The sequence below is a fragment of the Corallococcus carmarthensis genome (genome assembly GCF_003611695.1).
GTDB lineage: Bacteria > Myxococcota > Myxococcia > Myxococcales > Myxococcaceae > Corallococcus > Corallococcus carmarthensis.
Genome location: NZ_RAWE01000083.1, coordinates 1 through 13,569 on the forward strand (window position 1 = coordinate 1; position 13,569 = coordinate 13,569).

At 71.0% G+C, this 13,569-nt stretch carries 10 protein-coding genes; 5 read left to right on the plus strand and 5 right to left on the minus strand.

The window, feature by feature from the left end; translation table 11 throughout:
- The first annotated feature begins 171 nt into the window (after positions 1–171).
- The 3 genes from D7X32_RS21960 (at position 172) to D7X32_RS21970 (ending at position 4,932) form a co-directional block, all read left to right on the plus strand.
- Positions 172–2,400: a tryptophan synthase alpha chain gene (locus tag D7X32_RS21960; protein WP_120604526.1), complete on the plus strand. Its 2,229-nt coding sequence runs from the start codon at positions 172–174 to the stop codon at positions 2,398–2,400.
- A 154-nt stretch (positions 2,401–2,554) separates the two neighbouring features.
- Entirely contained in the window at positions 2,555–3,568 is a 1,014-nt protein-coding gene (locus D7X32_RS21965; protein ID WP_120604527.1) for a hypothetical protein, read from the plus strand.
- Positions 3,569–3,723: 155 nt separating this feature from the next.
- A complete protein-coding gene (locus D7X32_RS21970) occupies positions 3,724–4,932 on the plus strand; it encodes a trigger factor (RefSeq protein ID WP_120604528.1) in 1,209 nt (402 codons plus the stop codon).
- 27 nt (positions 4,933–4,959) lie between these two features.
- Here the strand turns inward: D7X32_RS21970 and D7X32_RS21975 are convergent, their stop codons facing one another.
- The gene (locus tag D7X32_RS21975) at positions 4,960–5,457 is read right to left on the minus strand and encodes a hypothetical protein (RefSeq protein WP_244239132.1); all 498 of its coding nucleotides are present in this window, start codon (positions 5,455–5,457) and stop codon (positions 4,960–4,962) included.
- A gap of 210 nt (positions 5,458–5,667) precedes the next feature.
- Here D7X32_RS21975 and ppk1 point away from each other — a divergent pair, with 210 nt between their 5' ends.
- Positions 5,668–7,833 (plus strand): polyphosphate kinase 1, encoded by a 2,166-nt coding sequence (ppk1, locus tag D7X32_RS21980; RefSeq protein ID WP_120604529.1) that lies wholly within the window; start codon positions 5,668–5,670, stop codon positions 7,831–7,833.
- Between the two features lie 24 nt (positions 7,834–7,857).
- On the opposite strand, the gene D7X32_RS21985 is transcribed toward ppk1, so the two are convergent.
- From D7X32_RS21985 to D7X32_RS22000, 4 genes are all read right to left on the minus strand, one after another.
- On the minus strand, positions 7,858–8,457 hold the full coding sequence (locus D7X32_RS21985) for a hypothetical protein (protein ID WP_120604530.1): 600 nt from the start codon (positions 8,455–8,457) through the stop codon (positions 7,858–7,860).
- A gap of 124 nt (positions 8,458–8,581) precedes the next feature.
- Positions 8,582–9,724 carry an App1 family protein phosphatidate phosphatase gene (locus tag D7X32_RS21990; RefSeq protein WP_120604531.1) on the minus strand — a complete coding sequence of 381 codons (1,143 nt, stop codon included), beginning with the start codon at positions 9,722–9,724 and terminating at the stop codon, positions 8,582–8,584.
- Positions 9,725–9,756: 32 nt separating this feature from the next.
- Positions 9,757–11,610: a glycoside hydrolase family 15 protein gene (locus tag D7X32_RS21995; protein WP_120604532.1), complete on the minus strand. Its 1,854-nt coding sequence runs from the start codon at positions 11,608–11,610 to the stop codon at positions 9,757–9,759.
- Positions 11,607–12,701, minus strand: coding sequence for a glucose 1-dehydrogenase (locus tag D7X32_RS22000; RefSeq protein WP_120604533.1), 1,095 nt, complete (start codon positions 12,699–12,701; stop codon positions 11,607–11,609). The genes D7X32_RS21995 and D7X32_RS22000 overlap by 4 nt, the downstream gene beginning before the upstream one ends.
- A 227-nt stretch (positions 12,702–12,928) precedes the next feature.
- Here D7X32_RS22000 and D7X32_RS22005 point away from each other — a divergent pair, with 227 nt between their 5' ends.
- Positions 12,929–13,474 (plus strand): hypothetical protein, encoded by a 546-nt coding sequence (locus D7X32_RS22005; protein ID WP_120604534.1) that lies wholly within the window; start codon positions 12,929–12,931, stop codon positions 13,472–13,474.
- Positions 13,475–13,569: the final 95 nt, after the last annotated feature.

Below are 13,569 nucleotides of genomic sequence, written 5' to 3' on the forward strand. Positions count from 1 at the left end.
CCCCCCGGGTGTCCACCAGTGCGCGCCTTCCCGGCGGGCGGGGTGGGACAGTGACGCCTTTCCGACCGCTGGAGACCCGCCAGGGCTTGCCGCCGCTTCGCGGGGACCGGGCGGCTCCCCACCCTCGTGACAGAGGCCGATGGCGGGCCCTCACGGGCGGCGGAACGGGGCATGGGGCGGACAGGCTGGCGGGTGGGATGGGTGTTCCTCCTGGGACTGTGGACGGCGTGCGGCCGGACGCTGCTGGAGGACGCATCCTCGGAGTTGTTGAGCCGGTGGCCCCCGTCCCTCTGCATGCCCATGACGTGCGAATCCCAGGGACTGGATTGCGGCTACGCCATCGACGGGTGCGGCGGCACGCTGCACTGTGGCGCGTGCGCGGAAGGCCAGGCCTGCGGCGGGGGCGGCGTGCCCAACGTCTGCGGCCCCATGCCCTGCGTCCCCAGCACCTGCGCGGCGCGGGGCGCCACCTGCGGGTCTCTTTCGGACGGCTGTGACGGGGTGCTCGACTGCGGCACCTGCTCGACGCCGGAGGTCTGCGGCGGCGCCGGCGTGCCCAACGCCTGCGGGCCCCCGGCCTGCGTCCCCGCCACCTGTGAGGCGTCCGGCAAGAACTGCGGCCAGGTCGCGGACGGCTGCGGCGGGGTGCTCGACTGCGGCGTATGCGGGCCGGATGAGACGTGCGGCGGGGGCGGCACGGCCAACGTGTGCGGCCGCGCGCCGTGCGTCCCCACCACCTGCGAGTCCCTGGGCAAGGACTGCGGTCCCGTGTCCGACGGCTGCGGCGGAGTGCTCGACTGCGGCGCGTGCGGCGAGGGGCTCTCCTGCGGCGCGAGCGGCGTGGCCAACGTCTGCGCCACCCCCCTGTGCCAGGAGGCCACCTGCGCCACGCTGGGAAAGAACTGCGGCGAGGTGCTGGACGGCTGCGGCGGCGTCCTGGAGTGCGGTGCCTGCACGGCCGACGCGACGTGCGGCGGCAGGGGCGAGGCCAACGTCTGCGGCGCCGGCACCTGCGTGCCCACGACCTGCGCGGCCCAGGACAAGGACTGTGGCCGGGTGTCCGACGGCTGCGGCGCGGTGCTGGAGTGCGGAGGCTGCCTCGGGTCCCACACGTGCGGCGGCGCGGGCGTCCCCAACGTCTGCGGGAAGGCCGCGTGCACGCCGGCCACCTGCGCGGCGCTGGGCAAGAACTGCGGGCAGGTCGCGGACGGCTGCGGCGGGATGCTCGACTGCGGCGCGTGCGCGGAAGGCCAGGCGTGCGGCGCGGGCGGCACGGCCAACGTCTGCGCGGCACCCGGATGCCGGCCGGCCACCTGCGGCTTCCTGGGCGCGACGTGCGGCGCGGTGGCGGATGGCTGCGGCGGCACGCTGGAGTGTGGCGGCTGCACGGCGCCGGAGACCTGCGGCGGCACGGGCGTGCCCCACGTCTGCGCGCCTCCGGAGCCCGTGTGCGTGGATCGCGACCTGGGCAGTGTGCTGCCCGTGTCGCTGACGGGCTCCACCGTGGAGGCCCGGGACGACCACGCCGCTTCCTGTGGAGGCGCCGGTGCGCCGGACCGGGGCTACCTGTGGACGGCGCCGCGGGCGGGCACCTTCACCTTCGACACGGCCCGCTCGGCGGTGCGGTCGGTCATCGCCGTCCACGCGGACGGCTGTGGCGGCCAGGAGCTGGCCTGCGCGTCGGGCGGCATCAGCTACGGCGGTGGGGCCCGGGTGGCGGTGACGCTGACGCAGGGCCAGCGGGTCCTGGTGACGGTGGACGCCCTGGCCGGCGAGTCCTTCACGCAGGGCTCCTTCCAGCTGCACATCGACGAACTGCGCTCCAGCGAGGCCGGCGCCTGCTTCGACAACATGGACAACGACGGGGACCGCTGGGTGGACTGCGCGGACACCGAGTGCCGCGATGAGCCCCGCTGCAAGGGCCAGGGCTGCGCCCACCACGACCTGGGCAGCGCCCTGCCCGTCACCTTCCAGGGGGAGACGGCCCTCTCCGGCGACGGCTTCCAGGGCACCTGCGGCGCGCTGCTCCAGCAGGACCGCGCCCACCTGTGGACGGCGCCCCGCGCGGGCACCTTCGTCTTCGACACCTCGCCCGGCGGCGACCCGGACGCGGGCGGCCACGCCCTGTACCTCCTCACCGGCTGCCGGGGCACGGAGCTGGGCTGCTCCGCACACCCACATCCCACCACCAAAGGGGCCCCCGCGCTGAAGCTCACCCTGGCCCAGGGGCAGACGGTGCTGGTGGTGGTGGACGGCATGGCCCGGCCGGACCGGGACACCCCCATCCGCTACACCCTCCACGTCACCGAGTGGGCCGCCTCCGAGGCCGGCCACTGCCACGACGGCGCGGACAACGACGCGGACGGCCGGGCCGACGACGCGGACCCGGACTGCCGCTGAGCCTGACGCGCCGTGCCACAACCGGCGTCCCACACCCACCTTCTCAGTACATGTGAGGTGCTACGCAACTGATCGGCAGCCGGTGCGATAATCCCGGCAAGTCGTCAGCAGCCCTTCCCAACCTTTCCTCGAACTCCGACGAGGGAGCCCCCAAATGAGCTTCATCGACCGCGCCCGCAGTGCCGTCAGCAACACCATCCGCCAGGTGCAGCAGGACCCCATCAAGGCGGCGAAGGACATCGGGACGCAGGCGAAGAAGGGCTACGACACCTTCACGAAGGTGAAGACGGCCGTGAAGGACGGCTTCGACAACGTCAAGAGCCTGAAGACGGACGGCTTCAAGGCGACGTTGAAGGGCAACGTCGACAAGATGGTCTCCAAGGCCATGGACCCGAAGACCAAGCTCGACCTCAAGGGCAAGCTGGGCATCGCGGGCAAGGCCTTCGGCACCATCACCAGCGCCGCGAAGTTCGTGGGCCAGGCCGGCACGGCCATCAGCGACGTGCGCAACGCCGTGCGCTCCGGCAGCAGCGAGGACTGGAACAAGGCGCTGGGCTCTGTCGCCACCGCCGGCAAGACCGCGGTCGGCACCGTCAAGGGTGGCCTGGAGCTGGCCCGTGACGCGACCAAGTTCGGCAGCGCGTACAAGGCCGCCAGCGGCGCCTTCAAGGCCGCGGTCCCGGGCGCCGGCCCCAAGCTGGCCCGTGCCGCCGCCGGCGCCGCCGCCAAGGCCGCCTTCGAGGGTGGCGCGAGCTCCGCCATCAAGAACGGCGTGCGCACCGCGCTGAAGACCGCTGTCGGCGAGAGCGGCGTGGCCCTGAAGGCCGCCACGGGCACCGCGACCCGCGCCGCCGCCCGCGCCGCCTTGTCCGAGGGTGGCAAGGCCGCCGCCAAGGCCGGTGCGTCCGCCGCCGCCCGCGCCGCCGGGGGCACCCTGGCCAAGGCCGCTGGCCGCTTCGCCCCGGGCGCCAACATCGCCATCGCCGCCTTCGACACGGCGAACGCGGTCTCCACCCTGCGCGACCCGAACGCCAGCACCACCAAGAAGGTCACGGGCGTCATCACGGCCGTGGGCTCCATCGCCGCCGCCACCAACATCCCGGTGGTCAGCCAGGTGGGCGCCGCCGTCTCCGCCGTCTCCAGCTTCGTCGGCGGCCTGTTCGGCTAAAGCCGGTGCGGTAGGCAGCAACGCAGGGCCCCGGGCGGCGAACGCCCGGGGATGTCCCCAGGGGGGCCTTTTCTGGTAGGCACCGTGACCGTGTGAGACGCACTCGTTTCAATCCCCTCTGGGACCACGGTCGCTACCTGCCAGGAGGCCCTCCGGTGGCCACGAAGAAGAACCCCCCCGAGAAGTCGCCGGCCTCCGCCGCCAAGGCACCCGGCCCGTCTTCCGCTCCGGCGAAGCCGGCGAAGTCCGCCGCCGCCCCTTCCTCCAGCAGCAAGCCTCCGGAAGCGCCCGCCGCCGTCGCGGCCGAGACTCCCGTGCGGCAGCTGGTGCAGCGGCTGCCCGTGGCGCCCGGCCTGGGCCACCAGGCGGACCTGCCGGACGTGAAGGCCCCCTCGCTGGAGAACCTGAACATCCGCGTGCCGGTGGGCGAGGACCTCACGGAGGAGGACCTCCTGGAGCGCTTCCACGAGCTGGCCCGCGCGAAGGCGGAGGTCCGGGAGCGCGCGGAAGGCGAAGCGCTGGTCATGGGCGACGACGTGCGGCTCGACATCCTGGGCTACGCCAACGGCCGCCTCATCCCGCTGAGCTCGCGCGTGGGCTACTGGATGGAGCTGGCGCCCCAGGTGATGCTGCCCGGCTTCTCGGAGGTCATCGCCGAGGCCAGCGTGGGCGACAGCGTGGAGGTGGGGCTGGTGCTGCCGGACAACTACCCGGCGGAGCAGCTGCGCGGCATGCCGGCGCGCTTCCTGGTGGACGTGCGCGGCGCGCGCGAGGTGCGCATGCCCGACACGGAGTCGGACGCGTTCCTGAAGCTGCTGGGCCGCGGCTCCACGCATGAAGAGGTCATGAGCTCCATCGTGGAAGAGATGGAAGGCGAGATGGCCGACATGCTCTGGGTGGACGCGCGCAACCGGGTGCTGGACGAAATCGTCGCCCGCTCCAACGTCACCGTCCCCAAGCCGCTGGTGGACGAGGAGATCCGCCGCCGCTGGCACCAGGCGGAGGGCGAGGTCCTGGCGCAGAAGTTCTTCAGCCTGGAGGAGCAGCAGGAGGCGCTGGACGGTTGGCTGCACCACCCGGGCATCCGCGACGACGTGGAGCGCCGTCTCAAGATTGCCCTGGTGCTCCGCGCCATCGCGCAGCGGGACAAGCTCCAGCTCACGCCGCAGGCCGCGCTGGAGCTGCTCAAGGAGTCCTCGGAGCCCTTCGGAATCACCGAGGCGCAGCTGCGCGAGTCCATGGCGGACCCGGCCGCGTCCGCGCAGATGACCGACGTCGCGTGGCACCTGCTCGCCGTGGAGCACGTGATGACGCAGGCGAAGGTGACCTTCGAGGGCGCCGAGGAAGGGCTCGCCCAGGCCTGAAGCCGTTCCCCGGGCGGCGCCCCTGCCCTACCCCGCCGGGTTCTTGGGCGCGGGAGGCTGCCCGGGCGCGACGAAGGTGCCCGTCGTGGGGTCTATCTGCCAGGCCGAGTACTGGTGCGTGAGTACGTCGCGCACCTGCCCCTGCTCGTAGCAGACCGAGTACACGACGAAGACCTCGTTCACGAAGTTGGGCCGGCCGTAGCGGTAGCAGTCCTGCTCGCCCTGCTTCTGGAGCGTGAGCGGGTTGCCCAGCAGGCCTCCCACCTCCTGGGTGGTCATGCCCGCGCGCAGCACCTTGATGCCGTGCGGGGTGACGACGGAGAAGGACGTCCCGTTGGCGCGCCACAGGGTGAAGAAGCCCAGGGCCAGCACCACCGGCACCGCGGCGGCCACGAACCAGGTGAAGGTGAAGCGGCCGGACTTCTTCTGGGCCCCTTCGCGGAAGGCCGTGAACAGGGCGTCCGGAGACGTGTCCGCCGGGACACCGTCTGGAACGGGCTGAAGCGGGGGATTGGAAGTGCTCACCCTTCTTGAATGCCGTCACTTCCCGCCGGATTCAAGCGATGGGCTGCCAGAGAGTCCACAGCCCGCCCGCCTCGCCGGCCAATGCCGGAGTCGTCCAGGGTGGGATACGCCCGGATGTCCGGTTCCGGGCCAGCCGTGCGAGTTCACAATTCGCGCGGTGTAGGGCTGCTAGAGGGCACACCCGAGGCTCATCTCGAGGAGTCACACGTCATGGCGAAGCGCGCCGCCGCGAAAAACACCGCCCAGAAGACCCTGGACCGGGATGTCGTTCCCCCGGGCACGGAGGTGCCGGACAGCGGCCTGTTCTTCAACCGGGAGCTGTCGTGGCTGGCCTTCAACGACCGGGTGCTGCAGCTGGCCGAGTCGCCGGAGGTGCCGCTGATGGAGCGGATGAAGTTCACCTCCATCTACGCGCGCAACCTGGATGAGTTCTTCATGATCCGCGTGGCGCGGCTGCACGAGCAGATCGCCGCGCGCGTGGGCCGCCTGGTGCCGGACGGCGCGTCCCCGGGCGACACGCTGGACAAGCTGCACACGGGCATCCTGGAGCAGGGCCGGCGACACGCGGACTGCTTCGAGAAGGTCCTGCGCCCCGCGCTGGCGGAGAAGGGGCTGCGCATCCTGTCCATGAAGGAGCTGGACGCGGATCAACGCGCGCAGGTGGATCAGCGCTTCCGCGAGCAGATCTTCCCCGTGCTCACGCCGCTGGCCATCGGGCTGGGGCGGCACTTCCCGTACATCTCCAACCTGTCCCTGAGCCTCGCGGTGCTGCTGCGCGACCCGGTGGCGGAAGAGGAGAGCGTGGCGCGGGTGAAGGTGCCCAAGGAGATCTTGCCCCGCTTCGTGCCGCTCAAGGGGGGCACGCTCTTCGTGCCGCTGGAGGAGATCATCGCGCAGCACCTGGGGGACCTGTTCCCCGGGATGGAGGTCCTCAACTGGAGCCTGTTCCGCGTGACGCGCGACGCGGACTTCACCGTATCCGAGGACGCGGAGGACCTGCTCAAGGCGGTGGAGACGGAGCTGAGCCAGCGCCGCTTCGGGGACGTCATCCGCCTGGAGATCCAAGCGGGGATGAACGCGAAGCTGCTGGAGCCGCTGGTGGAGGCGCTGACGCTGGAGCCCCGGCAGGTGTACGAGGAGCACGGCCTGCTGGACCTGGCGGACGTGATGTCGCTGGCGATGACGCCGGGCTTCTCCGAGCAGCGGGACCCGCCGTGGACGCCGGTGACGCAGGCACGGCTGCGCACGGACAACGAGTCCCCGGACGGCGGGGGCACGGTGATGTCCGCGATGCGCCGCGGCGACCTGCTGGTGCACCACCCCTACGAATCCTTCGCCTCCTCGGTGGAGCGCTTCGTGAGCGAGGCGGTGGAGGACCCGGACGTGCTGGCGCTGAAGCAGACGGTGTACCGCACGTCGGACAGCTCCCCGCTGGTGCCCGCGCTCATCCGCGCCACGGAGCACGGCAAGCAGGCGGTGTGCATGGTGGAGCTGAAGGCGAGATTCGACGAGCGCACCAACATCCGCTGGGCGAACGCGCTGGAAGAGGCGGGCGTGCACGTCGTGTACGGGATTCCCAGCCTGAAGACGCACGCGAAGGCCATCCTCATCGTGCGGCGCGAGGGCGAGCGGGTGCGGCACTACGTGCACATCGGCACGGGCAACTACAACCCGAAGACGGCGCGGCTCTACACGGACCTGGGGTTGTTCACCACGGATCCGGACATTGGCGCGGACGTGGCGGACGTCTTCAACTTCCTCACCGGCTTCGGCCGGCCGCGCTCCTTCCGCAAGCTGCTGGTCGCGCCGCTGACCATGCGCGAAGGGCTGATGGAGGAGATCAAGAAGACCGTCGCGGCGCACACGGCGGAGACGCCGGCGCGCATCCTGATGAAGATGAACGCGCTGGTGGACCCGGGCATCATCCGCGCCCTCTACGACGCGTCCCGCGCGGGCGTGCGCGTGGAGCTCAACGTGCGCGGCATCTGCTGCTTGAGGCCGGGGCTGCAGGGCGTGTCGGAGAACATCCGGGTGGTGTCCAACCTGGGCCGCTTCCTGGAGCACCCGCGCATCTACACCTTCGAGCGGGGCCCCACGTCGCGCTGCTACATCGGCTCCGCGGACATGATGCCGCGCAACCTGGACCACCGCGTGGAGATATTGGCGCCGGTGGAGGATCCCGCCCTGGCCGCGCAGGTGCGCGACGTGGTGGAGCGATGCATGGTGGACACCAGCGGCGCATGGGAGCTGTCCTCCGACGGCACGTGGCGGCGGCGCACCGCCGCCACGCCCAACGACAAGCGCTCCGCTCAGGGAGAGCTCATGGAGCGCGCGCTCCGCATGGTCCAGATGCAGAGCGGGCGCCCCGTGGGGTGAGAGCCCCAGGGCTCGGGTGGCGGCTCAAATCTCGTGGTTCACCAGGTTGAACACCGCGATGCGGTGCGACTGGGGGAACAGCACGATGAACAGGTGGTTCCAGTCATGCGCGCCCGGGGCCACCAGGTAGGACGAATAGAAGTAGCGGATCTGCACCTGCTCCGTGCCGTTGCCCAGCTCGGTGAGCAGGTGCGGGTCCAGCGCGTCGAAGAAGAAGAGCGTGTCGGACAGCGTGCTGAACGGCACGGTGCCCCGGTCCTGCCAGTTGATGCGGCTCTGCTCCCGCGGGTCCTGCTGCATCAGCGCGAACACCGACTCCACCGCGTCCGACAGCGTGGGCGCCTGCGTGGACGACCAGGGGAAGCCGTAGACGTCCAGCGTGCCGTCACACCAGTTGTAGTACGAGTCGCACTCCTCGTTGCCGGCCTCCATGTCCGACTCCAGCAGCGGCGTCGGACCTTCCCACTCCAGCTCGATCTGGCTCAGCTTCGACTCCACCGCGCGCACGGACTGGGTGGACTCGGGCGCCGGCGTGGGCTCCTGCGTCGGGGTGGGCGCGGTGTTGCACGCGCCCAGGAACAGCGCGGAAGCCAGCACGGACCACTGCACGGTGTGTCGGAACATGTCTACAACCTCGGGGGGATGAAGCGGGGAGCCCCGCCTGTGCCACAGCCCCCTCCCCCCCTCAAGCCACAACACGTCACCCGTGCACGTGTCACCGCGCCGTGACGCGCGGGGTTGGAAATCTTCAGCCCCGCTCGCCCAGGGCGCTCCTCGCGGCGTCCTCGCGGCGGTGGGCCTCCACCTCCGGGACCTCCTCCCAACGGATCCACCCGGCGCGCGCGGCGTGCCTCGCGGCGGCCACCGTGTCATCCACGACGACCAGCTCGCTGCCCCCGTCGCGGATGTCCTTCGCGATGGTCTCCATCTCCTCGCCGCGCTTGGAGCGCCCCGGCACGTTGCGGATGTAGACGCAGCGGATGCGGCCCGGGTACTCGCGCACGATGGTGCGGTAGTGCTCCGCGTCCTCCTGGCCGCTGTCCCCAATCAGCACGAAGGGCAGGTGCGAGAGCGTCTCCAGCACGCCGCGGATCTTGTCCAGCTTGTGCCCGTGTCCCCCGCCCGGCGCGAACCCGTGCCGCGACAGGCCCCAGTCGCGCAGCAGCAGCGGACCAATGGGGATGCGGTGGATGGAGAGGAACTCGTCCAGGTGCTCGTAGAGGTTCCACGGGCTGCTGGACACGTAGAAGATGGGGTTGTCCGCCGATCCGCTCGCGCCCGCCTGGAGCGCCGCGTAGAACGCGTCCACGCCCGGAAACGGCAGCCGCCCCCGGTGCTCCGTGAGGAACAGCGCCCACGCGCGCTTGAGCGGATCCGTCACCCCCGTGGCGATGACCGTGTCGTCGATGTCGCTGATGACGCCCAGCTCCGCGCTCGTCCCGGCCACCCGCACCGGCGCGGACACGCGCGGCACGCCTTCAGCCTCCGGGGACAGCAGCTCCAGCTCCACCATGTGCCAGCCGGAGCGCACGCCTTCGGGCGGCGGCACCCACAGCTCCAGGAAGCCCTCCTCGTCGGTGGTGCCCTCCCAGCGCTTGTCCCCCCAGCGCACCGCCACGTGCGCGCTGGCGATTTCACGGGTCATGTAGCGCTTGTAGGAGGCCACGGCGCTGCTCATGAGCGTGTGGCGCTGGCGCTGGGGCGTCACCTTGCGCTCCTCCAGCACGCGCGCCTTGATGACCACGCGCTCCGGGGTGCCGTAGCCCCGGTACGGCAGGATGCGCAGCGGCGGGGCGATGCCCAGCCCCTTGCGCACGCGGCGGCTCAGCACGTCGTAGTGGGCATCCACCTTCACGGCGAAGCGGAACAGCAGCGGGTACAGGTCGGGCATGGCGGGTGCGCGCGAGTCTACAGGCCCCTTCCTCAATCGTGGCGGCCCAACGTCCGGTCCAGGTTGTATGCGGCGCTGATGAGCGACAGGTGCGTGAGCGCCTGCGGGAAGTTGCCCATCGCCTCGCCGGACATGCCCGTCTGCTCCGCGTACAGCCCCACGTGGTTCGCGTAGCCCTGCATCCGCTCGAAGATGAGCCGCGCCTCGTCCAAGAGGTCCGGCCGCACGGCGCTCGCGCGCGTCATCGCCTCCACCAGCCAGAAGCTGCACAGGTTGAAGGTGCCTTCGCTGCCTTGAATCCCGTCCAGCTTCTCGTCCGCCTCGTAGCGGAACACCAGGCCGTCCGACGTCAGGCCCCCGTCCCGGGGCGCCTTGCGGATGACGTCCAGCGTGGAGAGCATCCGCGGATCCACCGGCGACAGGAAGAACACCAGCGGCATCAGGAGATTGGCCGCGTCCAGCGCTTCGTGCCCGTAGGCCTGGATGAAGGCGCCCTTCTCCTTGCACCAGCCCTTGTCCATGATCTCCTCGAAGATGGCGTCGCGCGTCTTCAGCCACTTCGCGCGGTCCGCCGGCAGGCTGCGCTTGTCCGCGAGCCGGATGGCCCGGTCCACCGCCACCCAGCACATCAGCTTCGAATAGACGAAGTGCCGGCGCGAGCCGCGGATCTCCCAGATGCCCTCGTCCTCCATCATCCAGTGGTCGCACACCCAGTCCACCAGCCGCCGCAGGTGCCGCCAGAAGTCATACGAGATGGGCGCCGCGTACTTGTTGGACAGGTACACGGAGTCCATCAGCTCGCCGTAGATGTCCAGCTGGAGCTGCTTCGCCGCCATGTTGCCGATGCGCACCGGCCGCGCGCCGCCGTAGCCGCTCAGGTGCTTGAGCTCCTCCTCCTTCGGCACCGGGCTGCCGTCCAGGCTGAACATCAAGGGCAGCGGCCCGTCCCCGTTCTCCGCGCAGCGCTTCTCCACCCAGCGCATGAACGCGGCGGCCTCCTCGTTGAAGCCGATGCGGATGAACGCGTAGACGGTGAAGGCCGCGTCGCGCAGCCAGCAGAAGCGGTAGTCCCAGTTGCGCGTGCCACCGGCGGACTCCGGCAGGCTGCACGTGGGCGCCGCGACGATGGCCCCGGACGGCTCGAAGGTCATCAGCTTCAGCGCCAGCGCCGAGCGCTGCACCATCTCCCGCCACCGCCCCGTGTACTTGCACTTGGACAGCCAGTGGCGCCAGTAGTCCACCGTGTCGCGGAAGAGCTTCTCCGCGGAGTCGTGCGTGTGCAGGTGGTGGTGACAGCCCTCGATGCCCCCCTCGCGCAGGGTGAAGACCGCGGACTGGCTCTCCTTCAGCGTGAAGTGCGCGACGACGCCGTTGCCCTCCTGCTTCAAGGGGATGGGCGTCACCAGCTGCATGCTCAAGCCCTTGGAGACGAAGGCCGCGCCGCCGTTCACCACGTGCGTCTCATGCTCGTCCCGGGCGTAGTTGAACGCCGGGAAGCACTCCATGCGGAAGGACATCTCGCCGCGCACCACGCGGATGCGACGGAGGACTTCGCGCCCCTCCGCCTTCGCCCCCCTGCCCAGGGGCATCAGGTCGATGAGCTCTCCCACGCCGTCCGGCGTGTAGAAGCGCGTCACCAGCACGTTGGTGTCCGGCCAGTAGAACTGCCGCTTCATCACCCCGTCCGGCTCCGGGGACACGCGCCAGTACCCGCCCTTCTCCGGATCCACCAGCGCCGCGAAGAGGCTGGGGCTGTCGAAGTGCGGGTAGCACAGCCAGTCGATGGTGCCTTCGTTGCCCACCAGCGCCACCGTGCGCAGGTCGCCGATGACGCCGTGGTCTTCAATGGCCACGCCGCCCTTCAGGTCCTCGTGATGGGGATTCACCGGGCATGCTCCTGGAACGAGATGACGTGCTTGATGCCGCCCTTCGCCTCCACCACCTTCGCGAACTCCGACGGCGGGTGACGCTGGGTGATGAGCGCCTCCACCCTCCCCGGCCACCTCGCGCGGAAGCGGGCCAGGTCCTCCAGTGCCTCGCGGAAGTCGCTGTCCGCCGCGTTCACCGTGCCGAACATCACCCGGTTGCCGAGCACCAGCCGCCCCAGCACCTGTTCGCCATCCAGCTCCAGTGGCTCCTCGCGCCCGGGCACGCCGGTGAAGATGAGCACGCCGTTCTCCTCCAGCACCTGGAGCGAGTCGAAGGCCACCTTCGACGCGCCCGTCGCCTCGTAGATGACGGCCACGCCGCCCAGCTGTTTCTTCAAGGCCTCCACCGTCACCTCCTTCGAGGAGATGTACGGCACCCCCACCGCTTCGGATGCGGCGGCCTTCTCATTGGGCTTGGGGCTGCGCGAGTACGCCGTCACGTCGAAGCCCGCGCGCATCAGCGCCATGGCGCCCAGCTGCGCCACCGGCCCCGCGCCCAGCACCAGCGCCTTGCCGGGGCTCACCTTCCACGGCAGGCGGGACTGGATGTGCGCGAGCTCGCGCAGCCCCTTCTCCGCGATGGTGAGCGGCTCGGTGAGCACGGCCACGCCGCGCAAGCTGTCATCCGCCTTGTGCAGGTAGGCCGCGTCCTCCACGAAGTGCTCTGAACAGAAACCGTGCGCGCCCTGGATGCCGCGCTCCGTGTAGTCCCCCGTCACGCAGAAGTCCGGGTGGCCGTGGCGGCACGCGGGGCAGTGCGTGTGCGGACAGGGCCTGCGCACCCGGGGCACCACCAGGTCCCCCGGCTTCAGGCCCTGCACGTGCGCGCCCACCTCCATCACCTCGCCCAGGCACTCGTGGCCCAGGACGAGGTGGTCCTCCCCCTTGGGCGCTTCGCCGTGGTGGCCATTCAGGATCTCCTGGTCGGTGCCGCACACGCCGACCTCCAGCGTGCGCACCTTGACCTCGGTGGGCGAGTGCAGCCGCGGTTCGGGGACGTCGAGGACACGCACCTCGCGCGAGGGGAACATGATGGCCACGGCCTTCATGGGCTGGCGGACTCCTTCTGGGCGAAGTGCTGAACGTCCCAGGACAAGGGGTGCGGACTTGGGACGGATGTCGCAAGTGCCCGTCCGCCGCCCTGCGTTTCCCCACCCGGCCCCTCAGAGGAGACCGCCGTTGAACAGCCCGGGCCGCCCGCCTGCCTGGAGGGCGACACTCGCGGGCGTGTGAAAGCACTGCCCCCCTGGGGCGCGCGGGTCTATAGAACCGGGCCGTGCGTTCGCCCCCCGCCTCCCGACGCAGCCGCGCCACCGCCATTGGTGCCACGGCCTTCCTGCTGCTCGCCCTGCCCTTCCTGGTGCTGGGGGTGTTCTTCCTCGGCCAGAAGGCGCGCATGGACCTGGACTGCGAACCCCAGGGCCCGTGCGTCCTCTCCCGCTCCAGCTGGCTGGGCCAGGAGGAGGTGGGCCGCTACGCGCCGGGCGTCATCCAGGGCGTGGAGGTGGCCCGCAGCCGCAGCACCCGCGGGGGCGCCGCGCCCATCTTCCGGCCGCAGCTGCAGACGACCTCTGGCGTCCAGCCGCTCGCCTACCAGTGGACGGAGGACGAGGCGGAGGCCCGGGCCTTCGCGGACACCGTGCGGCGCTACCTCACGGGTCCCCGCACGGACGCGCTCGCGGTGTTCCGGGACGACCGCCAGGCATCGCTGCGCGTAGGCGGCGCCTTCACCGTCGTGGGCCTGGGCGTGCTCGCCCTGAGCCTGTGGTTGCTCTCCCGCACGCTGGCACACCGCAAGGCGGAGCGGGCCGCCACCCCCTGACGGCGGAGCGCCCCGGCCCCGAAAAGCAGCCAGCCGGGCGGCGCGGGCGTCACCACCTGTCCTACAGTGGAAGGCGCCTGCCCGCTTCCAGGCCC

Bases quoted from the DNA above. Each gene is read 5' to 3' on its own strand.
- D7X32_RS21960 (WP_120604526.1), top strand. From the start codon at position 172: ATGGGGCGGACAGGCTGGCGGGTGGGATGGGTGTTCCTCCTGGGACTG.
- D7X32_RS21985 (WP_120604530.1), bottom strand. From the start codon at position 8,457: ATGTTCCGACACACCGTGCAGTGGTCCGTGCTGGCTTCCGCGCTGTTC.
- D7X32_RS22000 (WP_120604533.1), bottom strand. From the start codon at position 12,701: ATGAAGGCCGTGGCCATCATGTTCCCCTCGCGCGAGGTGCGTGTCCTC.
- ppk1 (WP_120604529.1), top strand. From the start codon at position 5,668: ATGGCGAAGCGCGCCGCCGCGAAAAACACCGCCCAGAAGACCCTGGAC.
- D7X32_RS21965 (WP_120604527.1), top strand. From the start codon at position 2,555: ATGAGCTTCATCGACCGCGCCCGCAGTGCCGTCAGCAACACCATCCGC.
- D7X32_RS21990 (WP_120604531.1), bottom strand. From the start codon at position 9,724: ATGCCCGACCTGTACCCGCTGCTGTTCCGCTTCGCCGTGAAGGTGGAT.